Consider the following 21,531-nt stretch of genomic DNA (forward strand, 5'->3'; position numbering starts at 1 on the left):
CGCGGATGCCGGTCGTCTTTCGCCACCAGGGTCTCACCTTCTTCTTCTATTCGAACGAAGGTGATCCGCGCGAGCCGATCCATATCCATGTCCGCGCCGGCGGCGCGATCGCGAAGGTCTGGCTGGAGCCTCTGATCGGCATCGCGGAAAGCCGCGGCTTCAACAGCCGGGAACTCTCTGTTATCCTGCGGCTTGTCATCGACAACAGGCACCTGATCGAGAAGACGTGGCATGAATATTTCGGCAACTGACATTCGCTTCGATGACGACACGATGTGGGTCTCGCTCGACGACGGCCGGACGCTCGGCGTTCCGCTGGCGTGGTTCCCCCGCCTTCTGGCAGCCGACAGGCCGTCCAGAATGCGCTATGAACTCAGCCCCGGCGGCATCCATTGGGATGCGCTCGACGAGGACATTTCCATCGACGGCCTCCTTGCCGGAAAAGGCGACCAGACCGTGAAGCGCTCGGCCGCCTAAACCCGCACGCACGCCATATCAAGCCCGTCCAGCTCGATCGTCCCGTCCTTCAGCTTCGCGCCGAAGCCGGGGACCGGGAGCGGTTCGCCGAGCTTCAGCGATTTCGCCGGCACGAATTCGGCCTTCTCGCGCGTCAGGTTGAAGACGAAGAGCAGCTTTTCGCCGTCCTTCTCGCGGGTGAAGGCAAGGATATCCTGGTTGGAATGGACGAAGGACATGTCGCCGTCATGGAGGGCCGCATGCTCCCTGCGGAAGGCGAGCGTCGTGCGGTAGTGGTTGAGCACGGAGCCGGCGATCTTCTCCTGCGTGTCGACGGCAAGGCGCGCATGCTCCTCCGGCACCGGCAGCCAGGGCTTGGCGCTGCTGAAGCCGGCATGGGCCTCGCCGCGCTGCCAGGGCATCGGCGTGCGGCACCCGTCGCGGCCCTTGAAGGCCGGCCAGAAGCGGATGCCGTAGGGGTCGCGCAGGTCCTCGAAGGCAAGGTCCGCCTCCGTCAGCCCCAGTTCCTCGCCCTGGTAGAGGCAGATCGAGCCGCGCAGCGTCGAAAGCAGCGTGACGGCGAGCTTGGCGACGCGCTCGCGCTCCTCCGGCGCCTTGATGAAGCGGCTGACATGCCGGTTGACGTCATGGTTGGAGAAGGCCCAGCAAACCCAGCCGTCCGTCACCGCGCGCTGGAAGCTCTGCACGCATTTGCGGATGTGGTCGGCGGTGAAGTCCGGCCCCAGCAGGTCGAACGTGTAGCACATGTTCAGCTTGTCGCCGCCGCTGGTATAGTCGGCGACCGTCTTCAGCGAGCGCGCCCCGTCGCCCACCTCGCCCACCGTCATGCGCCCCTCGTATTCGTCGAGCAGCGCGCGGAAGCGCTTGAGGAAGGCGATATTCTCCGGCTGCGTCTTGTCGTGGAGATGCGTCTGCATGCCGTAGGGATTGACGTCCGGCGCATCGAGGCCGATCTCGTCGGGATTGGGCTCGTGGGGCGGATTGTCCCTGAGCTTCCTGTCGCAGAAATAGAAGTTCACCGTGTCGAGGCGGAAGCCGTCGACGCCCCGGTCGAGCCAGAAGCGCACGGTCTTCAAGAGCGCATCCTGCACATCGGGATTGTGGAAGTTGAGGTCCGGCTGCGAGATCAGGAAGTTGTGCATGTAATATTGCTTGCGCACGCCGTCCCATTCCCAGCCCGGGCCGCCGAAGATCGACAGCCAGTTGTTGGGCGCCGTGCCGTCCCGCTTGGGATCGGCCCAGACGTACCAGTCGGCCTTGGGGTTGTCGCGGCTGGAGCGGCTCTCGACGAACCAGGGATGCTGGTCGGAGGTGTGCGAGATCACCTGGTCGATGATGATCTTGAGGCCGAGACGGTGGGCCTCCGCCAGCATCGCATCGAAATCGGCAAGCGTGCCGAACATCGGGTCGACGTCGCAATAGTCCGAGACGTCGTAGCCCATGTCCTCCATCGGCGACTTGAAGAAGGGCGAAAGCCAGATGGCGTCGACACCGAGCGAGGCGATGTGGCCCAGCCTCTTCGTGATGCCGCGCAGGTCCCCCATGCCGTCGCCCGTCGTGTCCTGAAAGGAACGGGGATAGACCTGATAGATGACCGCGCCGCGCCACCAGTCGTCGGCATGCTTGCGGTGTTTGACCATGCGCTCTCACTCCACGTCCCGTTGCTTGCCGGGAAGATGTAGCGCGCACCCCGCGGAGCGTAAACGGCAGGCGCCGGATTTTTCGGCAACGGACGAAGCGCCCGGCCTCCTCCACACCTCCGGAAAGCGCCGGCAACGGCTTGCCCCGCCAACTCTTTGACAGTATTTCCTCTTTCGGCGCACTTGGCCGGGAGGAAAACGACATGGCGGGACGGCTGCTTTCGATCGGCGAATGCATGGTGGAACTGATGCAGGCCGAAGGCGGCCTGATGCGCAAGGGGTTCGCCGGCGACACGTTCAACACCGCCTATTACGCCCGCCAATACCTGCCGGCCGACTGGCATGTCGACTATTTCTCCGCCGTCGGCGCCGACACGATCTCCGACGAGATGCTGGCCTTCATGGAAAGCCGCGGCATCGGCACCGGCCACGTCGCGCGCATCGAGGGCCGCTCGCCCGGACTCTACATGATCCACCTGAAGGACGGCGAACGCAGCTTCTCCTACTGGCGCTCGACCTCCGCGGCAAAGCTGCTCGCCCGCGACGGCGACCGGCTCCGCGCCGCGATGGAAGCCTCCGACATCGTCGTCTTCTCCGGCATCACGCTGGCGATCCTTCCCGAAGAGGATGTCGAAACGCTGCTGGCCGAACTGCGCCGCGCGAAGGCTTCGGGCAAGCGCGTCGTCTTCGACCCGAATATCCGCCCGCGCCTGTGGGACGATGCCGAGCGGATGCGCGCAAGCATCACCGAAGGCGCGCGCGCGGCAACGCTCGTCATGCCGAGCCTCGACGACGAGACCACGCATTTCCGCGACGTCTCGATCGAGGAAACCATCGCGCGCTATCGCGGGCTCGGCGTGGAAGGGCTGGTCGTCAAGGACGGCAGCGAAGGCGCGACACTCGTCTTTAACGGCGAACGCAGCCACGTCCCCTCCGCGAAGGTCGAGACGATCGTCGACACGACCAGCGCCGGCGACAGCTTCAACGGCGCGTTCCTGGCGCGCCTTGCCATCGGCGCAAGCCCCGAGGAGGCCGCGCGCTTCGCCGCCGACGTCGCCGCCGCCGTCATCCAGCACCACGGCGCGCTGGTGGCCAAGGACAAGCTGCCGGCGGCCTGATGATCGCGATCAGCGCTTCTTCCTGGCCTTCGAGGCGAACGGGTTGTCCGCCGCGCGGAAATGGATGCGGATCGGCACGCCCGGCAGGTTGAAGTCGGTGCGCAGGCCGTTGGTGAGATAGCGGACATAGGATTCCGGCAGCGCATCGGGGCGCGTGCAGGAGATCATGAAGCCCGGCGGACGGGCCTTCACCTGCGTCATGTATTTCAGCTTCAGGCGGCGGCCGGAAACGGCCGGCGGCGGATGCTGCGTCTGCACCGCATCGAGCCAGCGGTTGAGCTTGGCGGTGGAGATGCGGCGGTTCCAGGTGCGGTCCGTGTCGATGACGGCCTGCATCAGCTTGTCGAGGCCGCGGCCCGTCTGGCCGGAGACCGGCACGGCGCGGATGCCGCGCGCCTGCGGCAGGAGCCGGTCGGTCTTCTCGCGCAGCTCCGCGAGAACGGCCTGCGGGTCATCGATAAGGTCCCACTTGTTGAAGGCGAGCACGGCGGCACGGCCCTCGCGCAACACGAGATCGACGATCTGCAGGTCCTGCTTTTCGAAGGGAATGGTGGAATCGAAGACGATGACCACCGTCTCGGCAAAGCGGATGGCGCGAAGGCCGTCGGCGACGGAGAGCTTTTCCAGCTTCTCCTGCACCTTGGCCTTGCGGCGCATGCCGGCCGTGTCGAACATCTTGATCGTGCGGCCCTTCCAGTCCCATTCGACGGAAATGGAATCGCGCGTGATGCCGGCCTCGGGGCCGGTCAGCAGCCGGTCCTCGCCGAGGAAGCGGTTGATCAGCGTGGACTTGCCGGCATTCGGGCGGCCGACGATGGCGACGCGCAGCGGCTTCGTCTCGTCGTATTCCGGCTCGAAATCCTCGTCCTCGGCTGCCGCTTCGGCGCGCACGTCGACGTCGGTGACGGCCTCGTCCTCCTTCGGAGGAAAGGCGCGTTCCTCGCCGATGGCCGCGACGATGGCGTCGCGCAGGTCGAGCATGCCCTGGCCGTGCTCGGCGGAGATCGGCGTCGGCTCGCCGAGGCCGAGCGTGAAGCTGTCGTAGAAGCCGCCGTCGGAACCGCGCGCCTCGGACTTGTTGGCGACGAGCACGACGGGCTTGCCCTTCCTGCGCAGCATGTCCGCCAGCGCCGTATCGACGGGCGTCAGCCCCGTCTTGGCATCGACCACGAAGAGCGAAAGGTCCGCCTCCTCGATGGCCGCTTCCGTCTGGGCGCGCATGCGGCCTTCGAGCGTATCGGGCGCAGCCTCTTCGAGGCCGGCCGTGTCGATGATGCGGAATTTCAGGTCGACGAGACGGGCATCGCCCGGCCGGCGGTCGCGCGTCACGCCCGGCGTGTCGTCGACGAGCGCGAGCTTCTTGCCCACAAGCCTGTTGAACAGGGTGGACTTGCCGACATTGGGGCGCCCGACAATGGCGACGGTGAAGCTCATGGACGTGTTCCGTTCTGTCCGGTCAGGAGGACAGCTTGCCGCTTGCCGCAATCAGGTCAAGCAGCATCTGCGCGCGGTTGGCGAGGTTGCGCGGCGCTTCGCTGTCGTTGAGGATCGCCTCGAACCATTCCTTGGCGCGCTTGTAATCCTCGTGCTTGTAGGCGGAGAGGCCGAGGACCTCGCGCGCCGAATGGCGCAGCGCATCCTGCGGCGTCGCAAGCTGCTCGGCCTCGGCCGAGACCTGCTCGTAGGTGCCGGTGTCGACGAGGAGATAGGCGGCGCGAAGGCGCGCGGCATCGCGCAGCGCCTGCGGCACGGAGGTGTCCTTGGCGATGGCGGAGAAGGCAGCGATGGCGCCGGGCACGTCGGTCTCGGCCGTCAGCGAGGCGGCGCGCATGCGGGCAAGCACCGGATAGGAGCCGAAGCCGTCCTTCTCCAGGTTGGTGAGCGCGGTCAGCGCCTCCTCGTTCTTGCCTTCGCGCGCCAGCGTCAGGGCGGCGAGGAACTGGTCGCCGGAGGCCGAGGCCTCCCTGTCGCGCCAGTAATCGTAGCCGACCTTGCCGATGGTGCCGAGGACGACCAGCACGGCAGCGCCGATGAGGACGCGGCCGAAGCGCTTCCAGATCAGGCGCATCTGATCGGAACGCAGTTCCTCGTTCACCTCGCGGATAAAGCTGTCGTCCTGATGTACCATTTCGCGTCCGAGCTAACGTTTGAAGTTAGCGCCTTCTACCCCATTTTGACGGCGTTGTAAGGGGGCAGGCACGAAAAGCCCCAGATGAGCGAAACGATCAGGGCAGCGGCGCGACGCCGATGATCCATTCGTGCAGCTTGAAGACGATGGCGACATAGAGGACGAGGCCGACGACGATGGCGATCACGTCGTATTTCGCCGACACGAAGACCGGCAGCTTCGTCTCGCCGCTGGCGATGCGCCGCTTCAGCGTGATGCGCAGGATGACCGCCCAGGCGAGGATCGTCACGAAGAGCACGACCGAGTAGCTCTCCCCGTTGGCAAGCAGGTGGGCAAGGGCCCAGACCTTGATGGCGACGAGGATGGGGAACTTCAGCTTCGTGCGGATATGGCCGGCCGGCAGGAAGCCCGCGACGAGACAGACCGAGGCGATGATCATCAGCGTCAGCGTGATATGCGCCATGAAGGCCGGCGGCGTGTAGACCATGAAGACGCCGTCGCCGCCGTTCGCGCGCGCATCGATAAAGCCGTAGACGATGAGGGCGAGGCTGAGGAGCGACACGATGCCGTGGAAGGCCATCCAGGCCGGCTTGCCGAGCGTCGCGATGGCGGCGTTGCGCAGGCCCGGCGCGACGGGGCGCAAAAGATGGGTGACGACGAAAAGAACGAGACCGATAATAAGCAGCGTCATGGAAATGCCCCCGTTGGGAAAATTTTCGTGCGACTGGAATATCCGACAATTCCAATCCGATCAAAGGATTGCCGCATTCGACACCGATGAGGGACCCTTTGCAAATTGTCGCGGGGTGCCATGTCGTCGTCTTTTTCCTCCCGGATCGTCCTTTCCGTGCTCGCTGCAGCCCTTTCCGGCCCCGCTCTTGCCGAAGATTCAGCACCGAAGCGCAAGCAGCTCGTCGTCGTCTCCTTCGACGGCGCGCACGACAATCTCCTGTGGGAAAAGAGCCGCGCCATGGCAAAGCGCACGGGCGCGCATTTCACCTATTTCCTCTCCTGCACCTTCCTTTTCCCGAAGGCCGAGCGCGCCACCTACCAGGCGCCGCATGAAAAGCGCGGTCGCTCCAATATCGGCTTCGCGCCCGACAGGGAGGACACGATCCAGCGCCTCGGCGAGATCTGGCTGGCCAAGCTCGAGGGCCACGATATCGGCAGCCATGCCTGCGGCCATTTCGACGGCGGCAAGTGGACCGAGGCGGACTGGACGCAGGAACTGACCTTCTCCCGCAACGCGCTGGAAAACGGCTGGCGGAATGCCGGCGTCGGCGAGCGGGAGCCGGCGGACTGGCGCCGCTTCGTCAGGCAGGACGTCAAGGGTTTTCGCGCACCCTATCTTTCGGCGGGAAGCAGCCTCGTCAAGGCGCTGGAGAAGAACGGCTTTTCCTACGATGCCAGCCTCGTGACGAAGGGGCCGGCCATGCCCGTCGCAAGCGGCGACATCGCCCGCTTCGGCCTGCCGCTCATTCCCGAAGGCGCCTCCGGACGCCCGGTCATCGCCATGGACTACAACCTCTATGTCCGCCATTCCAAGGGTAAGGAGAACGCGGAAAAGAGCGCCGCCTTCGAGGAAAGCGCCCTTGCCGCCTACCGCAAGGCCTTTGCCGCGCAATATGAGGGGACACGCATCCCCCTCCAGCTCGGCTTCCACTTCGTCGAGATGAATGCCGGCGCCTACTGGCGCGCGCTCGACCGCTTCCTGACGGAGACCTGCGGGAAAACGGACGTCGCCTGCGTCAGCTATGCCGAGGCGGTGGACATCCTCGCAAAAGAGAAGAAGGCGGCCGGAGCCGCCCTCTGATAGATGCTTACGGCTCGTTGGCCGCAAGCTCGCCTTCCTCCGCCGCCCTCTTGAGGTAACGCCGGTCGATCTCCGGCAGCGGCTCGTCGTCGATCGCCGCCTCGAAGGCTTTGAGGCGCTTGTGGATCGACAGGAGCTCGATGATCGTCGACCAGTAGTTCACGAGGTACTGGAAGGAATTGCTCACCTCGCCGAAGGCCGTGGCGATCTGCTGCCAGGTGCCCATGGTGATGCGGCCGGCCACGATGGTCGGGATGAGGATGAAGTTGAGGAAGATCGCGTCGAGCTGGCCGTAGGTGTAGCGCGCCACGTTGAAGTAGCAATAGTGCCAGTACATGCGGAAATAGTTGCGCCGCACGTTGGCGAAGAGCTCCCGCACGGTGACGGGATCGGCGCGGTCCGCATGGTCCTCGCCGTAGACGAGTTCCTTACGATAGGCCGCCTCGACGCGCTGGTTGCGGAACTGCAGGCCCGGCAGCTTGATGCCGGCGAAGGCGAGCAGCGCCGTGCCGAACAGCGACCAGGCGATGGCGAGCCAGAACAGCGCATGCGGGATGGCGCCGATCACCGGCAGGTCGCTGACATATTCCGACATGCGGAAGAGCAGCGGCAGGAAGACCACCAGCGTCATCACGGAGTTGATGAGCGTGACGCCGAGGCCTTCGAGGATGTTGGCAAAGCGCATCGTGTCTTCCTGCACACGCTGCGAGGCACCCTCGATATGGCGCAGCTTCGACCACTTGGACATGTAGTAGTCGTTCATCGCCGTGCGCCAGCGGAAGACATAGTGGTTGGTGAAGAAGGCGGTGACGACGTTGAGCACCACGCCGACGAGGCCGATCTCCAGGAATCGGAGCTGGAGCGTATAGAGCTGCGCCGCCGTGACGTTGCCCTGCTTCGACAGCGCCGCCTGGAAGAGGTCGAAGAACGGGCCGCGCCAGTTGTTGAGCGCGACGGAGACCTGCACCGAGAAATAGGCGATGAAGATGATGAAGGCGGAGCCCCAGATGGACCAGTTGGTCCAGGGATGGTTGCGCGCGATGGCTTTCCAGAAGAGGCCGAAGGCCAGAACGAAGACCGTGAAATAGAGGTAGAACCAGAGATTGTCCGGCGAGAAGAAGTAGGCAAGGCCGATCGGCGCCTTCTCGTCGGGGCCGAGCGGCGGAAGGCCGACGGCCGCCCCCATCTGCGGCCCCACGGTGTACCAGACGGCGATGCAGATCACGGTCCAAAGGGCGCCGGAGGAAAAGAACAGCTTCGGCTGCGGGAAGAAGGAATGGAACAAGGCGCGAAACTCTCGTTTTCAAAGGGCGGCGGTGCCGCCGGTTCGCGCAGAACCTAGATGAGTTTGCCTGAGCCAACAATTGCCGGGCGCCGGCATTACCGAGATTTAATGGAGCGCGCGCCGCCGAGCGCGGCGATGGCCGCTGCAAGCAGGAGGATGCCGGCGGCGGCAAGGCTGGGCAGGACATAGCTGCCCGTGCGCGCGGCAAGGAAGCCCGCGCCGAGCGGCCCGAGGATCTGCCCGACGCCGAAAGCCGCCGTCATCAGCGCCAGCACCCGGCGCGGACTGTTGCTGGCAAGCACCCGGCCGAGCTGGAGGCCGTAGGCCGTGACGACGATGAAGGTGATGCCGAGCAGCGCGCCGCCGATGAGCGCGGAAGCGGGAAACGGCAGCGTGACGGTGATCGCCACCCCGACCATCTCGACGAGGATCGCTGCAAGATAGGCGGCCGAAACGCCATAGCGCCGCTCCGCCGGCTTCCAGGCGAGAAGCGAGACCGCCGCCGAAACGCCGGTGACGAGCCAGGTCAGCGATTCGAGCAGCGGGCTTTCCGCCCCTTCCCGCGCGATGGCGACGATGAAGGTGGCCGTGACGACATAGCCGATGCCGAAGAGCCCGTAGCTCACCGTCAGCGCCGCGAGCGGCCGCGTCCAGGCGATGGGCGGCTCGCGCAGGGCCGAGGCCCCGACCGCCGGCCGCGGCAAAAGCACCATGACGGCGGCAAGGCCGATGGCCCCGAGCAGCGCGCCGAACAGCCAGTCGGCGCGCCATGGGGCAAGGCTGCCGAAATCGATGAAGGAGAGGAGATAGACGAGCAGCGCCGAGACCGCGATGCCGAAGCCGACACCGGCGAAATGCGCCATCTGCACGCGCGGGTCGCGGTGCTGGAGGCCGACCGTCAGCACGATACCGGTGGTGAAGATCATGGCGAAGGCGCTGGCAAGCCCCGCGAGGAACCGCACGACGGAAAGCGCCGTGACATCCGAGAGCACGCCCATGGCAAAGAGCAGCAGCACCGTGGCGAAGAGCGCGCCGAGCGCAAGGCGCCGCTCGTATCCCGCCGCCCAGCCATAGGCCGCCAGCACCGCGCCGGCGAGGTAGCCGGCGAAATTCGCCGCCGCGATGACGCCGGCCGCTGCGGCATCGAGCCCCAGCCCCGCCATCATGCCCGGCAGGACCGGCGTATAGAAGAAGCGGCCAAGCCCCATGGCGACGGCCATGGCGAGCGCGCCGGCGACGGCCGCCCGGACGGGCTCGCGCGAGAAGGCTGGAATGCGTTGCGTCATGCCGCGACTATTGCACCGCAGCATAAAGGCGACAAACGACATTTATTGATCGGCGGATCAGCCGCGCTGAAGGCGGTCAGCCCGGAAGCGTCAACACCAGCGGGCCGTTGCGGGTGGCGACGACCGTGTGCTCGAACTGCACCGTCGGCGCGCTCGGATCGCTGTAGAGCGTCCATTCGTCCCGCTCGCCGCCTTCCGCCCAGTTCGCGCCGAGCGACAGGAACGGCTCGACCGTGAAGACGAGGCCTTCCGTCATGCGGCGCTTTTCCTGCGGATCGGGCCAGGTGGCGATTTCCGAGGGCTCCTCGTGCAGCGAGCGGCCGACGCCGTGGCTGGCGAGGTTGGCGATCAGCGTATAGCGATTCTTGCGGGCGAAGGCGCCGATGGCGTTGCCGACCTCGGCGAGCGGCTTGCCGGTCTTGACCTCCTTGAGGCCGACCCACAGCGCGCGCTTGCCGTCGCGGCAGAGCCGCTCCACCGAAGGCGCCGCGCGCCCGACGGTGAAGGACGCGCCGGTATCGGCGAAGTAGCCGTCGAGCTCGGCGGAAACGTCGATATTGACGAGGTCGCCGTCCTTGATCACCCGGTCGCCCGGAATGCCGTGCGCCACTTCCTCATTAACGGAAATACAGGTCGCGCCGGGGAAATTGTAGCAGCTTTCCGGTGCCGAGCGGGCGCCCGCCGCCTCCAGCATGCGCCGGCCGATCAGGTCGAGCTCCGCCGTGGTCATGCCGGGGCGGATGGCGGTCGACATGTGCTGCAGCACGTTGGCGCAGATGCGGCCGATGGCTTGCAGGCCGCGCAGGTCTTCGTCGTTCTCAAGGGTCATCGCGTCTCTCTTTCGCCCGCCTCCTATCATGCCCGCGCGCCGCTGTCAGGCATTTGCCAGCATCTCGCGCACCAGCGGCGCGACCTTTGTGCCGTAAAGCTCGATGCCGCGCAGGATCCTGTCGTGCGGCATCGGGCCGATGGCCATCTGCAGGAGGAAGCGGTCGTTGCGGAAAATCCTGTGGTGCGCGACGATCTTCTTCGCGACGGTTTCCGGATCGCCGAGAAAGAGATGGCCGTCCGGCCCGATCGACTGGTCGAACTGCGCCCGGCTCGTCGGCCCCCAGCCGCGCTCGCGGCCGATGCGGTTCATCACCTCGGCCTGCGGCCCGTAGAAGGCGGCCGCCGCCGCCTCGCCCGTATCGGCGATGAAGCCATGCACGTTGATGCTGGTCTTCAGCTTTTCCGCATCCTGCCCGGCACGGCGCGCGGCCTCGCGGTAGAGGTCGAAGAGCGGCGCATAGCGCGCCGGCGTGCCGCCGATGATGGCAAGCGCCAGCGGCAGGCCGTAGGCCCCTGCCCGCGCCACCGATTGCGGCGTGCCGCCGACAGCGATCCAGATCGGCAGGCGGCCGTGCGCGGGGCGCGGATAGACGCCGAGCCCCGGCAGCGGCGCGCGCATCGTGCCGCTCCAGGACACCGTCTCGCTCTCGTTGATGGCGAGCAAGAGATCCAGCTTCTCCTCGAAGAGCGTGTCGTAATCGTCGAGCGCATAGCCGAAGAGCGGGAAGGATTCGATGAAGGACCCGCGCCCCGCCATGATCTCCGCCCGGCCGCCGGACAGAAGATCGAGCGTCGAAAACTGCTGGAACACCCGCACCGGGTCGTCCGACGACAGCACCGTCACAGCGCTGGTGAGGCGGATGGTCTTCGTGCGCGCCGCCGCCGCCGCCAGCACCACGGCCGGCGCCGAGGCCGCATAGTCCGGCCGGTGATGCTCGCCGAGCCCGAAGACATCGAGCCCGACTTCGTCGGCAAGCGTGATCTCCTCGATCAGCTCCTTGAGCCGGCGCTCCCCCTCCCTCCCCTTGTCGGCGGCAGCGGGATCGACATCGGCAAACGTATAGAGGCCAAGTTCCATGGAAGGGTCCGGGGGTCAGAGGTCGTTTGCCGAGAGATACGGCCTGCCGCGGCGCGTTGAAAGGGCCGGCGGCGAAACAGTGTGTTTACAGTCCCGCCGCCTCACGCTGCATCTGGTCGATGTGCTGGCGGATATGGGCGGCTTCGGCGGAGGTGGTGGCGAGCGCGATGGCGCGGTCGAAGGCTTCGTGCGCCTCGCGGTAGCGGCCGAGCTGCTTGAGGAGCCCGCCGCGAAGCCCGTGGAAATAGAAGTAGCCGGAGAGCTTGCCGGCGAGCGGCTCGATGAGCGCCAGCGCCGCCTCGGGTCCCTCGCGCTTGGCGACGGCGACGGCGCGGTTGAGGCGCACCACGGGCGAGGGCTGGATGCGCTCCAGCGTCTGGTAGAGAAGGTCGATCTCCACCCAGTCCGTCTCCGACGCCGTCGCGGCGCGGGCATGGAGGGCGGCGATGGCGGCCTGGATCTGGAACGGCCCCGGCGCGCGGTGGCGCAGCGCCTTGTCGATCAGCACCAGCGCCTCGTCGATCATCGCGCGGTCCCAGAGCGAACGGTCCTGATCCTCCAGAAGCACGATCTGCCCCTCTCCGTCGAAGCGGGCGGCAAGGCGCGACTGCTGGAGGAGGAGCAGCGCCGTCAGCCCCATGATCTCCGGTTCGGCGGGAAAGAGTTTCAGGAGCAGCCGCGCAAGGCGGATCGCCTCCGCGCAGAAGGGCGTATCGGCCTTTTCCGGCAGGCCGGCCGAATAGCCCTCGTTGAAGACGAGGTAGATCATCGCCGAGACGAGGCCGAGCCGCTCGGCCCGCGCCGCCGCATCCGGCGTCTCGAAGGCGATGCCGGCCGCGCCGACCTTCGCCTTGGCGCGGGTGATGCGCTGTTCCATCGCCGCCTCCGAGACGAGGAAGGCCCGCGCGATCTGCTTTACCGAAAGGCCGGAGACGATGCGCAGCGCCAGCGCGATCTGCTGCGTCGCCGGCAGGTCCGGATGGCAGCAGACGAAGAGGAGGCGCAGGATGTCGTCGCGGTAGTGCGCCCCGTCCAGCCGGTCGGCAAGGTCGCTCTCCGTATCCTCGAGGTCCGACAGGACCTCTTCGGGCGGAAGCGGCTGGTTGCGGGCGCGTTTCCTCACCTGGTCGATGCCGCTGTTGCGGCCGACGAAGATGAGCCAGGCAGCCGGATCGCGCGGCGGGCCCTTGTCGGGCCAGGTCTTCAGCGCGCGAAGGCAGGCCTCCTGGAAGGCCTCCTCCGCCATGTCGAGGTCACGGAAATAGCGCAGCAGCGCGCCCATGGCCTGCGGCCGCGCCGATGTCAGCGCCAGATCGATCCAGGCGAGGTCTCTCATGTTATGGGCACTCCCGGATTGAAGAACTGCAACGGCCGGATCTCGTAGGTGCCGTTCGCCGGGTTGGCGGCGGAAAGCTCGCGGGCGAAGGCGATCGCCTCGTCCAGCGTCTCGGCCTGAAGCACGAAGAAGCCGAGGAACTGTTCCTTGGTCTCGGCGAAGGGCCCGTCCATGACGATATTCTCCGTCGCGCCCTTGCGCACGGTCACGGCCGCCGTCGTCGGCATCAGCCGCGCGACCGGCCCCAGCTTGCCGGCCTCGGCATAGCGCTGGTTGACGGCGCCGAGATCGGCCATGACCTTGTCGTCCATCTCCTTCGACCAGGCGCAGACTTCACTTTCGGCATCGTAACAGAGAACGGCATACAGCATGGTGGTCTCCCGTTGGTTGAAAGACGTAGAAGTAGCGTCTTGGCCGACAGGGTGCACCGGAATATTTTTGATGGATGGGTGAGCGGCGCGTGCTGAAAGAAGTGCCCCTCCTAACACCTCCTTCGTCATCCTCGGGCTTGACCCCAGGATCCATCGAAACGGCACGCGCGGAATATGGGGCATGGATCCTCGGGTCAAGCCCGAGGATGACGGAGGAGGGTGCGGTAAGCCCCACCGCGGCACGGCTGCCGGATCGCGGCGCGGCGGCCGGATATCGCACCCGTTCTTTAGGGCCGGCGGTTACCCCGCGCTCAGCGTCCGCCGCACCGCGTCCTTCCAGCCTTTGATCTTCACGGCCCGCGTCTTCTCGTCCATCTTCGGCGTGAAGCGCGTGTCGCGCGCCCAGGACCTGGCGAAGCCCTTGCGGTCGGGCCAGACGCCGGCGCGCTGGCCGGCGAGCCAGGCGGCGCCCAGCGCCGTCGTCTCCAGGATGGTGGGGCGGTCGACGGGGGCGTCGAGGATGTCGGAAAGGCGCTGCATGGTCCAGTCGGAGGCGACCATGCCGCCGTCGACGCGCAGCACCGTCTCCTTGCCGTTCGCTTTCCAGTCCTTGTGCATGGCGTCGAGCAGGTCGCGCGTCTGGTAGCAGACGGCCTCCAGCGCCGCGCGGGCGAATTCCGCCGGTCCGGTGTTGCGCGTCATGCCGTAGATCGCCGCGCGCGCCTCCGGGTCCCAGTGCGGCGCGCCGAGGCCGGTGAAGGCGGGTACGAGGTAGACGTTCTGCGTCGGGTCGGCCTTGGCGGCGAGATCGCCGGTATCGGGCGCCGCCTTGATGACCTTCAGCCCGTCGCGCAGCCATTGCACCGCCGCCCCCGCGATGAAGATGGAGCCTTCCAGCGCATAGGTCGTCTCGCCGTCGAGCCGGTAGGCGATGGTGGTGAGCAGCCGGTTCTTCGAGCGCACCATGTCCGCGCCGGTGTTGAGCAGCGCGAAGCAGCCGGTGCCGTAGGTGGATTTCATCATGCCCGGCTCGAAACAGGCCTGGCCGATTGTGGCGGCCTGCTGGTCGCCGGCAACGCCGAGGATGGGGATTTCCGCGCCGAACAGGCTCTTTTCCGTCACGCCGAAATCGGCCGCGCAGTCCAGCACCTCAGGCAGCATGGCCTTCGGCACGCGCAGGATCTCCAGCAGTTCGTCGTCCCAGGCGTTCGTGGCGATGTTGTACATCAGCGTGCGGCTGGCATTGGTGGCGTCGGTGACATGGGACTTGCCGCCCGTCAGCCGCCAGATGAGGAAGGTGTCGATGGTGCCGAAGCAGAGGTCGCCCTTTGCGCCGCGCGCCCGCGCGCCCTTCACGTTGGAGAGCATCCATGAGAGCTTGGTGCCGGAGAAATAGGGGTCGAGCAGCAGGCCGGTCTTCTTCGTGAAGGTCTTTTCGAGGTCCTGCCGTTTCAGCTTTTCGCAATAGGAGGACGTGCGGCGGTCCTGCCAGACGATGGCGTTGTGGATCGCCTTGCCGCTCTCGCGCTCCCAGACGACGACCGTCTCGCGCTGGTTGGTGATGCCGATGGCGGAAATGTCGGAGGCCGCGACACCGGCCTTCTTCAGCGCGGCCTTGACCGACCAGACGACGCTTTCCCAGATCTCCTCCGGATCGTGCTCCACCCAGCCCGATTGCGGGAAGATCTGGGTGAACTCCTTCTGCCCGGAGCCGACGACCTTCTGCTTGCCGTCAAAGACGATCGCCCGGCTCGACGTCGTGCCCTGATCGATCGCGAGAACATATCCGCCCATCACTTCCTCCCCAGCAAAGGGTCACTCCCAGACCCTTCGGAATCTTCAATACGAGACTAAAACGAATGTCAAAGGAAAATAAAACGCAAATTGTGTCTCGCCTCCAGCGGGACTGTACCGCGCGGAAAACGCAATTGTCATCGCTCGACTTTTCGGCGTAGGCTGCCGCAACGCAGCATATCGGGAGTGAAAGCCATGAAGAGCGTCGTCGTCACCGGCTCCACCAGCGGCATCGGCCTTGCCATCGCCACCGCCTTCGCCGAAAGCGGCGCCAACGTCGTCATCAACGGCTTCGGCGCGGCGGACGAGATCGAGGCGACGCGGGCGAGGCTCGACGGTCTCGGCAAGGGCAAGGTGATATACCACCCCGCCGACATGACGAAGCCGCACGAGATTTCCGACCTCATCGAGACGGCGGTGGAGACCTTCGACGGCGTCGACATCCTCGTCAACAATGCCGGCATCCAGCATGTCGAGAAGATCGAGGATTTCCCGGTCGAGAAGTGGGACCAGATCATCGCGATCAACCTGTCCAGTTCCTTCCACACCATCCGCAACGCCGTGCCGCACATGAAGCGCAAGGGCTGGGGCCGCATCATCAACGTCGCCTCCGCGCACGGCCTCGTCGCCTCGCCCTTCAAGGCCGCCTATGTCGCGGCCAAGCACGGCGTCATGGGCCTCACCAAGACCGTGGCATTGGAAGTCGCCGAGAACGCCATCACCGTGAACGCCATCTGCCCCGGCTACGTGCTGACGCCGCTCGTCGAAAAGCAGATCCCCGACACCGCCAAGGCGCGCGGCATCAGCGAGGCCGAGGTGAAGACCGACGTGATGCTGAAATTCCAGCCGACCAAGGAATTCGTCGGCACGGACGAGGTGGCGGCCATCGCCATGTTCCTCGCCTCGGACGCGGCGAAATCGATCAACGGCACCCATATCTCCGTCGACGGCGGCTGGACCGCCCAGTAGGCCGCGATGAACTTCCTGCAAGACAGCCTCGAAGGGTTCCTCGCCCGCGAACACCGCGTCGTCATCGTCGAGGTCGCCGCCGTCAAAGGCTCCGCGCCGCGCGACGAGGGCGCGTTCATGCTGGTCGCGCCGACGGATATCCACGGGACGGTCGGCGGCGGCGCGCTGGAGCACGAAGCCATCGAGAACGCCCGCAAGATGCTGGCCGACGCCGGCGGGGAGGCGCGGCTTGCCATTCCGCTCAGCCCCGACAACGGCGGCGAGGTGGAGCTTTCCTTCACCTTCGCCGACGAGGCGGCGCGCAAGGTGCTCACGGAGCGTCTGGCCGAGGAGGAGCGGCAGAAGCCGCAGGTCTGGATCTTCGGCGCGGGCCATATCGGCCGGGCGCTCGCCGATGCGCTGACGCCGCTGCCGCTCAAGGTCTTCGTGGTCGAGGCGCGGGAAAGCGAACTCGACCTGCTGACCTCCGAGGTGCATCACCGGCTGGAGACCCTGCCCGCCACGCTGGTCGCCGATATCCCGGCGGGCGCGGCCGTCGTCATCGTCACGCACGACCACGCCTTCGACTTCCGCATCGGGCGGGCGGCGCTGATGCGCACCGACCTTGCCTATGTCGGCATGATCGGCTCGGCGGCCAAGCGCGCCGCGTTCCTCAGGTATCTCGACGCGGAAGGCCCGGGCCGCGCGGCGGCCGACCGGCTGGTGCTGCCCATCGGCGGCACGGCGGCGGGCGACAAGCGGCCGGAAGTCATCGCCGCCATGACCGCCGCCGAACTCCTCCTCGCCTTCGCCGCCTGGCGGCAGAAGGGTTAGCGCCGGCTGCGGCCATCGAGGAAGCCGAGATCGCGCTTGAGATGATCGGAAAGCGCCTGCGGGTCGAGCGACGGCAGCCGGCGCGTCCGGCGCCGCGTCAGAAGCAGGAAGAGCTTGTGCCGGAAGCGCTCGCGGCGGGTTGCGGTCGCCTCGAATACGGCGTGTTCGGCGATGCAGATCATGACAGAGCCTCGAAAATCCTATCCATTGCTTGCACGATGCGCCGGAAAATGATGGAATTCCAATCGAACCTTCGTCTGCATCCATAAAGAGAACTTGGCCTTGAAGATGTCGCGCAACTTTCCGCTCAATGCGCTCCGCGTCTTCGAGGCGGCGGCGCGGCACGGCAGCTTCACCCGCGCCGGCGGTGAGCTGGGCATGACGCAGACGGCCGTCAGCTACCAGGTCAAGCTTCTGGAGGAGACGCTGGGCGAGACGCTGTTCCTGCGCCAGCCGCGGCAGGTCGTACTCAGCGAGGCGGGCGAGCGCCTGCTGCCGAAGGTGGCCGAGGGGCTTGGCAAGCTCGCCGAGGCGATCGCGGACCTGCGCGGGGCGAGCGAGCAGAAGCTGCACATTCATTCGACGCCGACCTTCGCCCTGCAATGGCTGAGCCGCACCCTCGGCGATTTCCAGCTTCGCCATCCCAATGTCGCCGTGCGGCTTTCCACCTCGCAGGACGTGATCGACTTCGCCAAGGACGAGGCGGACGTCGCGATCCGCTGGGGCAAGGGCGACTGGCCGGGCCTCGAATGCCACCGCGTCATGCGCATGAATTTCACGCCCATGCTGAGCCCGACGCTCTCGGAAAGCATCGGCGGGGTGAAGGCGCCCGCCGACCTCCTCAAGCTGCCCATCGTCAGCGCGCGGGACATCTGGTGGCGCACATGGTTCTCCGCCGCGGGCATCGACGATCCCGACCTGGAGCGCTATCCGCCGAACGAGCTCGGCACGCAGACCATCGACGCGCAGATCGCCATCGCCGGCCAGGGCGTCGCCATCCTCAACCCCGGCCATTTCCGCGCGGAAGTCGCGGCCGGCCAGCTCTTCCAGCCCTTCGACCTCACCTGCAACGACGGCCGCGACTACTGGCTCGCCTATCCGCAGAACCGCCGCGGCATCCCGAAGATTCGCGCCTTCCGCGACTGGATCCTCACCGCGCTGCCGCAGGAGGCATGAGCGCGCGGCGACAAGAGGTTGCCCCGCCCGCCCGCGCGATCTATCTGCTGGTAAGGTGCTGTCCGCCGCTGAAGAGAGCCCCATCGAAACCCTCGCAGAAGGAAGCCGACCGTCATGACCCAAACCCTTGTCCGCGGACGCCTGCTCTCCTTCCTGCGCCGCCCTGAAGCCATCGACGACACGGCGAGCTATCGCTACGAGGAAGACGGCGGCCTGCTGGTCGAGGACGGGATGATCGTGGATGCCGGCCCCTATGCGGCGGTGCGCGCCATGGCGGCCGCCGATGCGGAGGAGATCGACCACCGGCCGCATCTCATCCTGCCCGGCCTCATCGATACGCATGCGCATTTCCCGCAGATGCAGGTGATCGGCTCCTATGCCGCCAACCTCCTCGAATGGCTGAACACCTACACGTTCCCGGAGGAATGCCGCTTCGTCGAGAGCGCACACGCCGCCCGCATCGCCCGCCATTTCTACGACGAGATGATCCGCCACGGCACGACGACCGCCGTCGCCTATTGCTCGGTCCACAAGGCCTCGGCCGACGCCTATTTTGCCGAAGCCCTCAAGCGCGGCATGCGCATGGTCGGCGGCAAGGTGATGATGGACCGCAACGCCCCGCAGGGCCTGCTGGACACGCCCGAGACGGGCTATGACGAGACGCGCGCGGTGATTGCCGAGTGGCACGGCAAGGGCCGCAACCATGTCGCCATCACCCCGCGCTTCGCCATCACCTCGACGCCCGCGCAGATGGAGATGGCGGCCGCGCTCGCCCGCGAATTCCCGGACCTCCACATCCAGACGCACCTTTCCGAGAACCACGACGAAATCCGCTTCACGAGCGAACTCTACCCGGAGGCCGTCGACTATACGGATGTCTATGCGCGGTACGGCCTGCTCGGGCCGAAGAGCCTGTTCGGCCATTGCATCCACCTCTCCGAGCGCGAGGCGGACGCGATGAGCGAGGCAGGGGCGGTCGCGGTGCATTGCCCGACCTCCAACCTCTTCCTCGGCTCCGGCCTCTTCCCGCTCAAGAGCCTGTCGCGGCGGGAAAGGCCGGTGCGCGTCGCCGTCGCCACCGATGTCGGCGGCGGCACCAGCTATTCCATGCTGAAGACGATGGACGAGGCCTACAAGATCCAGCAATTGCTGGGCGAGCGGCTGAACCCGTTCGAGAGCTTCTACCACATGACGCTCGGCAATGCCGAGGCACTGTCGCTTTCCGACCGCATCGGCACGCTGGAGCCCGGCACCGACGCCGACTTCGTGGTGCTCGACGCGGGCGCGACGCCCGCCATGGCGCTGAAGATGGAAGTGACGCGCTCGCTCACGGACGAGCTCTTCCTGCTCCAGACGCTCGGCGACGACCGCGCGGTGCGCGAGACCTATGTGGCCGGCAGGCCGATGAAGACGGGGCTTTGAAAGCCCCGCTTACGGCGCCTCGATGACGAAGGGCGTCTCGTAGGAATATTCCACGAGGTTCACGCCCTTGCCGAGGCGGTCGACGACGAGGAAGTCGCTGACCGCGCCGACCGTCATCAGCGGATGGTGCCAGACGTTGCGGCGATAGTTGACGCCCTGCCGCCCGCCGGCGCGGAAGACCTTCGGCCGTCCGGGCCTGCCGCCCTCGTCTTCCGCCACGACGACCAGCCACGGCCGGTTGTCGATAGGCGAGAAGCTCTGGCTGCCGAAGGGATGGCGCTCCATCATGTCGACGGCATAGGGGAAGGTGCGCGGGCTGCCGCGGAAGATGTTGATGATGACGCGCGCGTCCTCGCCGGTGGCCTCGGCCTCGGCAAGCGCATGGTAGCGCTCCGTCGTGCCGCCGTTGATGTAACGCATGGCGGAAGGATCGGTCTCGATCACCTCGCCGAACGGGGCGAAAGCGTCGCGGGTCAGGGGCTGGATCTTCAGTATTTCAGCCATCGGACAGCCCTCCCGGGGAGAGGAAGGGCGGTCGTTGGTGTTCAGGCATTTTCAATCTCCGGGGAGCAGAGCATTCAATCTGAGGAGCGCGATGCGCTCCACCTGGTTCTTCGCCGTCTCGAACTCCACCTCGGCGCTGTTGCCGATGCGCGTTTCGAAGGCGGCGAGGATGTCGTCCTTGCCAAGGCCCTTCACCGCGATGATGAAGGGAAAGCCGAATTTCTCCGTATAGGAGGTGTTGAGCGCGGTAAAGCGGGCATGTTCGGCCGGCGTCAGGCGGTCGAGGCCGGCGCCGGCCTGCTCCTTGCGGCTGTCCTCCGTCAGTTCGCCGGCAATCGCCAGCTTCCCGGCAAGGTCCGGGTGCGCGCGCAGCACGCCGAGCTGTTCCGCATGGCTTGCCGCCCGGAAGGCATCGGCAAGCGCGGCATGCACGCCCGCCGCCGTCAGCGGCTCGGATACGGCGCCCGCATCGAGCGCCCGTTCGGCGATGAAGGGCGAATGCTCGAAGACGCCGCCGAAGCGGGCGAGGAAATCGCTGCGGTCGATCATGCGCCCTTCGCCTTCGACGGATGGTGGTTCTCGATCCAGTGGCGGGCGATGTCGATGCGGCGCGGGATCCACACCTTCTCATGGCCCAGCACGTAGTCGACGAAGCGGGCGAGCGCGGCGGCGCGGCCCGGGCGGCCGACGAGGCGGCAATGCAGGCCGATGTTCATCATCTTCGGGCTGCCTTCCGCACCTTCCTGATAGAGCACGTCGAAGGCGTCCTTCAGGTAGTTGAAGAACTGGTCGCCGGCATTGAAGCCCTGCGGGGTGGCGAAACGCATGTCGTTCGTTTCGAGCGTATAGGGGATGATGAGGAAGGGCTCGCCGTCGAGGCCGGGAACCCAGTACGGCAGGTCGTCGGCATAGGAATCGGAGGAATAGACGAAGCCGCCCTCCTCCATGACGAGCCGCAGCGTGTTGTCCGAGGGCTTGCCCTGGTACATGCCGAGCGGGTGCGAGCCGGTCAGTTCCTTGTGCAGGCGCACGGCCTCGCGGATGTGCTCGCGCTCCTTTTCCTCCGAATAGTCCTTGTATTCCAGCCAGCGGTAGCCGTGGCTGGCGATTTCCCAGCCGGCTTCCTTCATCGCGGCGACGGCCTCGGGGTTGCGCGCCATGGCGAGCGTCACGCCGTAGACCGTCGTGGTGACGTTGCGGCTGGTGAACAGCCGGTGCAGGCGCCAGAAGCCGGCGCGCGAGCCGTATTCGTAGATCGATTCCATGTTGAGGTTGCGCTGGCCGTGCCAGGGCTGCGCGCCGACGATTTCCGACAGCAGGCATTCGGAGGCCGCGTCCCCGTCGAGGATGCAGCTCTCGCCGCCCTCCTCGTAGTTCACCACGAACTGCACGGCGATGTTGGCATCGCCCGGCCAGCGGACTTTCGGGGGGGTGCGGCCGTAACCGATCAGGTCGCGCGGATAGGTCTTCTCGCTCATTCGATCACCTCG

At 66.4% G+C, this 21,531-nt stretch carries 23 protein-coding genes; 8 read left to right on the top strand and 15 right to left on the bottom strand.

Translation table 11 applies throughout. The features are described 5' to 3' along the window. The first annotated feature begins 5 nt into the window (after positions 1 to 5). Positions 6 to 251 (top strand): DUF4160 domain-containing protein, encoded by a 246-nt coding sequence (locus ACZ5TO_RS11570; protein WP_464798187.1) that lies wholly within the window; start codon positions 6 to 8, stop codon positions 249 to 251. Beyond that, positions 232 to 477 carry a DUF2442 domain-containing protein gene (locus ACZ5TO_RS11575; RefSeq protein ID WP_464798188.1) on the top strand — a complete coding sequence of 82 codons (246 nt, stop codon included), beginning with the start codon at positions 232 to 234 and terminating at the stop codon, positions 475 to 477. The genes ACZ5TO_RS11570 and ACZ5TO_RS11575 overlap by 20 nt, the downstream gene beginning before the upstream one ends. On the opposite strand, the gene bglA is transcribed toward ACZ5TO_RS11575, so the two are convergent. Next, on the bottom strand, positions 474 to 2,117 hold the full coding sequence (bglA, locus tag ACZ5TO_RS11580; RefSeq protein ID WP_464798189.1) for a beta-galactosidase BglA: 1,644 nt from the start codon (positions 2,115 to 2,117) through the stop codon (positions 474 to 476). The two genes, ACZ5TO_RS11575 and bglA, sit on opposite strands and share 4 nt — an antisense overlap. A gap of 203 nt (positions 2,118 to 2,320) precedes the next feature. Between bglA and ACZ5TO_RS11585 the strand changes: the two genes are divergently transcribed. Next, positions 2,321 to 3,235 (top strand): sugar kinase, encoded by a 915-nt coding sequence (locus ACZ5TO_RS11585; RefSeq protein ID WP_464798190.1) that lies wholly within the window; start codon positions 2,321 to 2,323, stop codon positions 3,233 to 3,235. 9 nt (positions 3,236 to 3,244) lie between these two features. Here the strand turns inward: ACZ5TO_RS11585 and der are convergent, their stop codons facing one another. The 3 genes from der to ACZ5TO_RS11600 form a co-directional block, all read right to left on the bottom strand. Then, positions 3,245 to 4,669: a ribosome biogenesis GTPase Der gene (der, locus tag ACZ5TO_RS11590; protein WP_184143584.1), complete on the bottom strand. Its 1,425-nt coding sequence runs from the start codon at positions 4,667 to 4,669 to the stop codon at positions 3,245 to 3,247. A gap of 22 nt (positions 4,670 to 4,691) precedes the next feature. Beyond that, positions 4,692 to 5,363 (bottom strand): tetratricopeptide repeat protein, encoded by a 672-nt coding sequence (locus tag ACZ5TO_RS11595; protein WP_184143586.1) that lies wholly within the window; start codon positions 5,361 to 5,363, stop codon positions 4,692 to 4,694. A gap of 97 nt (positions 5,364 to 5,460) precedes the next feature. Continuing rightward, positions 5,461 to 6,054 (bottom strand): NnrU family protein, encoded by a 594-nt coding sequence (locus ACZ5TO_RS11600; protein WP_464798191.1) that lies wholly within the window; start codon positions 6,052 to 6,054, stop codon positions 5,461 to 5,463. 120 nt (positions 6,055 to 6,174) lie between these two features. Here ACZ5TO_RS11600 and ACZ5TO_RS11605 point away from each other — a divergent pair, with 120 nt between their 5' ends. Then, positions 6,175 to 7,176: a polysaccharide deacetylase family protein gene (locus ACZ5TO_RS11605; protein ID WP_464798192.1), complete on the top strand. Its 1,002-nt coding sequence runs from the start codon at positions 6,175 to 6,177 to the stop codon at positions 7,174 to 7,176. A gap of 7 nt (positions 7,177 to 7,183) precedes the next feature. Here ACZ5TO_RS11605 and sbmA read toward each other — a convergent pair whose 3' ends face one another. From sbmA to glpK, 7 genes are all read right to left on the bottom strand, one after another. Then, entirely contained in the window at positions 7,184 to 8,461 is a 1,278-nt protein-coding gene (gene sbmA, locus ACZ5TO_RS11610; RefSeq protein WP_464798193.1) for a peptide antibiotic transporter SbmA, read from the bottom strand. A 95-nt stretch (positions 8,462 to 8,556) separates the two neighbouring features. Continuing rightward, positions 8,557 to 9,747, bottom strand: coding sequence for a YbfB/YjiJ family MFS transporter (locus ACZ5TO_RS11615; protein ID WP_464798194.1), 1,191 nt, complete (start codon positions 9,745 to 9,747; stop codon positions 8,557 to 8,559). 76 nt (positions 9,748 to 9,823) lie between these two features. Beyond that, entirely contained in the window at positions 9,824 to 10,576 is a 753-nt protein-coding gene (gene map / locus ACZ5TO_RS11620; protein ID WP_184143596.1) for a type I methionyl aminopeptidase, read from the bottom strand. 45 nt (positions 10,577 to 10,621) lie between these two features. Beyond that, positions 10,622 to 11,656 carry an LLM class flavin-dependent oxidoreductase gene (locus ACZ5TO_RS11625; protein ID WP_464798195.1) on the bottom strand — a complete coding sequence of 345 codons (1,035 nt, stop codon included), beginning with the start codon at positions 11,654 to 11,656 and terminating at the stop codon, positions 10,622 to 10,624. 85 nt (positions 11,657 to 11,741) lie between these two features. Continuing rightward, positions 11,742 to 12,992: an RNA polymerase sigma factor gene (locus ACZ5TO_RS11630; protein ID WP_464798196.1), complete on the bottom strand. Its 1,251-nt coding sequence runs from the start codon at positions 12,990 to 12,992 to the stop codon at positions 11,742 to 11,744. Then, complete coding sequence (locus ACZ5TO_RS11635) at positions 12,989 to 13,363, bottom strand: YciI family protein (protein ID WP_184143602.1); 375 nt, start codon at positions 13,361 to 13,363, stop codon at positions 12,989 to 12,991. The genes ACZ5TO_RS11630 and ACZ5TO_RS11635 overlap by 4 nt, the downstream gene beginning before the upstream one ends. Positions 13,364 to 13,663: 300 nt before the next feature. Next, on the bottom strand, positions 13,664 to 15,157 hold the full coding sequence (gene glpK, locus ACZ5TO_RS11640) for a glycerol kinase GlpK (protein WP_464798197.1): 1,494 nt from the start codon (positions 15,155 to 15,157) through the stop codon (positions 13,664 to 13,666). Positions 15,158 to 15,352: 195 nt separating this feature from the next. On the opposite strand from glpK, the gene ACZ5TO_RS11645 reads away from it, so the two are divergent. Both ACZ5TO_RS11645 and xdhC read left to right on the top strand, forming a co-directional pair. Further along, positions 15,353 to 16,126, top strand: coding sequence for a 3-hydroxybutyrate dehydrogenase (locus ACZ5TO_RS11645; protein WP_184143606.1), 774 nt, complete (start codon positions 15,353 to 15,355; stop codon positions 16,124 to 16,126). Between the two features lie 6 nt (positions 16,127 to 16,132). Further along, positions 16,133 to 16,939 (top strand): xanthine dehydrogenase accessory protein XdhC, encoded by an 807-nt coding sequence (xdhC, locus tag ACZ5TO_RS11650; protein WP_464798198.1) that lies wholly within the window; start codon positions 16,133 to 16,135, stop codon positions 16,937 to 16,939. On the opposite strand, the gene ACZ5TO_RS11655 is transcribed toward xdhC, so the two are convergent. Further along, complete coding sequence (locus ACZ5TO_RS11655; RefSeq protein ID WP_464798199.1) at positions 16,936 to 17,121, bottom strand: hypothetical protein; 186 nt, start codon at positions 17,119 to 17,121, stop codon at positions 16,936 to 16,938. The two genes, xdhC and ACZ5TO_RS11655, sit on opposite strands and share 4 nt — an antisense overlap. A 106-nt stretch (positions 17,122 to 17,227) precedes the next feature. On the opposite strand from ACZ5TO_RS11655, the gene ACZ5TO_RS11660 reads away from it, so the two are divergent. Further along, positions 17,228 to 18,115, top strand: a complete 888-nt coding sequence (locus tag ACZ5TO_RS11660) for a LysR substrate-binding domain-containing protein (RefSeq protein WP_464798200.1) — start codon at positions 17,228 to 17,230, stop codon at positions 18,113 to 18,115. A gap of 114 nt (positions 18,116 to 18,229) precedes the next feature. Beyond that, on the top strand, positions 18,230 to 19,537 hold the full coding sequence (gene guaD / locus ACZ5TO_RS11665) for a guanine deaminase (RefSeq protein ID WP_464798201.1): 1,308 nt from the start codon (positions 18,230 to 18,232) through the stop codon (positions 19,535 to 19,537). A gap of 9 nt (positions 19,538 to 19,546) precedes the next feature. On the opposite strand, the gene ACZ5TO_RS11670 is transcribed toward guaD, so the two are convergent. From ACZ5TO_RS11670 to puuE, 3 genes are read right to left on the bottom strand one after another with little or no spacing between them, the layout of a single operon-like run. After that, complete coding sequence (locus tag ACZ5TO_RS11670; RefSeq protein WP_184143614.1) at positions 19,547 to 20,041, bottom strand: ureidoglycolate lyase; 495 nt, start codon at positions 20,039 to 20,041, stop codon at positions 19,547 to 19,549. A 51-nt stretch (positions 20,042 to 20,092) separates the two neighbouring features. Then, on the bottom strand, positions 20,093 to 20,590 hold the full coding sequence (gene uraD / locus ACZ5TO_RS11675) for a 2-oxo-4-hydroxy-4-carboxy-5-ureidoimidazoline decarboxylase (protein ID WP_464798202.1): 498 nt from the start codon (positions 20,588 to 20,590) through the stop codon (positions 20,093 to 20,095). Further along, positions 20,587 to 21,519: an allantoinase PuuE gene (puuE, locus tag ACZ5TO_RS11680; protein ID WP_184143619.1), complete on the bottom strand. Its 933-nt coding sequence runs from the start codon at positions 21,517 to 21,519 to the stop codon at positions 20,587 to 20,589. The genes uraD and puuE overlap by 4 nt, the downstream gene beginning before the upstream one ends. Between the last annotated feature and the right edge of the window lie 12 nt (positions 21,520 to 21,531).

It is taken from the genome of Shinella sp. Sh6 (assembly GCF_055392685.1).

Bases quoted from the DNA above. Each gene is read 5' to 3' on its own strand.
- ACZ5TO_RS11570 (WP_464798187.1), top strand. From the start codon at position 6: ATGCCGGTCGTCTTTCGCCACCAGGGTCTCACCTTCTTCTTCTATTCG.
- ACZ5TO_RS11575 (WP_464798188.1), top strand. From the start codon at position 232: ATGAATATTTCGGCAACTGACATTCGCTTCGATGACGACACGATGTGG.
- bglA (WP_464798189.1), bottom strand. From the start codon at position 2,117: ATGGTCAAACACCGCAAGCATGCCGACGACTGGTGGCGCGGCGCGGTC.
- ACZ5TO_RS11585 (WP_464798190.1), top strand. From the start codon at position 2,321: ATGGCGGGACGGCTGCTTTCGATCGGCGAATGCATGGTGGAACTGATG.
- der (WP_184143584.1), bottom strand. From the start codon at position 4,669: ATGAGCTTCACCGTCGCCATTGTCGGGCGCCCCAATGTCGGCAAGTCC.
- ACZ5TO_RS11595 (WP_184143586.1), bottom strand. From the start codon at position 5,363: ATGGTACATCAGGACGACAGCTTTATCCGCGAGGTGAACGAGGAACTG.
- ACZ5TO_RS11600 (WP_464798191.1), bottom strand. From the start codon at position 6,054: ATGACGCTGCTTATTATCGGTCTCGTTCTTTTCGTCGTCACCCATCTT.
- ACZ5TO_RS11605 (WP_464798192.1), top strand. From the start codon at position 6,175: ATGTCGTCGTCTTTTTCCTCCCGGATCGTCCTTTCCGTGCTCGCTGCA.
- ACZ5TO_RS11615 (WP_464798194.1), bottom strand. From the start codon at position 9,747: ATGACGCAACGCATTCCAGCCTTCTCGCGCGAGCCCGTCCGGGCGGCC.
- map (WP_184143596.1), bottom strand. From the start codon at position 10,576: ATGACCCTTGAGAACGACGAAGACCTGCGCGGCCTGCAAGCCATCGGC.
- ACZ5TO_RS11625 (WP_464798195.1), bottom strand. From the start codon at position 11,656: ATGGAACTTGGCCTCTATACGTTTGCCGATGTCGATCCCGCTGCCGCC.
- ACZ5TO_RS11630 (WP_464798196.1), bottom strand. From the start codon at position 12,992: ATGAGAGACCTCGCCTGGATCGATCTGGCGCTGACATCGGCGCGGCCG.
- ACZ5TO_RS11635 (WP_184143602.1), bottom strand. From the start codon at position 13,363: ATGCTGTATGCCGTTCTCTGTTACGATGCCGAAAGTGAAGTCTGCGCC.
- glpK (WP_464798197.1), bottom strand. From the start codon at position 15,157: ATGGGCGGATATGTTCTCGCGATCGATCAGGGCACGACGTCGAGCCGG.
- ACZ5TO_RS11645 (WP_184143606.1), top strand. From the start codon at position 15,353: ATGAAGAGCGTCGTCGTCACCGGCTCCACCAGCGGCATCGGCCTTGCC.
- xdhC (WP_464798198.1), top strand. From the start codon at position 16,133: ATGAACTTCCTGCAAGACAGCCTCGAAGGGTTCCTCGCCCGCGAACAC.
- ACZ5TO_RS11655 (WP_464798199.1), bottom strand. From the start codon at position 17,121: ATGATCTGCATCGCCGAACACGCCGTATTCGAGGCGACCGCAACCCGC.
- ACZ5TO_RS11660 (WP_464798200.1), top strand. From the start codon at position 17,228: ATGTCGCGCAACTTTCCGCTCAATGCGCTCCGCGTCTTCGAGGCGGCG.
- guaD (WP_464798201.1), top strand. From the start codon at position 18,230: ATGACCCAAACCCTTGTCCGCGGACGCCTGCTCTCCTTCCTGCGCCGC.
- ACZ5TO_RS11670 (WP_184143614.1), bottom strand. From the start codon at position 20,041: ATGGCTGAAATACTGAAGATCCAGCCCCTGACCCGCGACGCTTTCGCC.
- uraD (WP_464798202.1), bottom strand. From the start codon at position 20,590: ATGATCGACCGCAGCGATTTCCTCGCCCGCTTCGGCGGCGTCTTCGAG.
- puuE (WP_184143619.1), bottom strand. From the start codon at position 21,519: ATGAGCGAGAAGACCTATCCGCGCGACCTGATCGGTTACGGCCGCACC.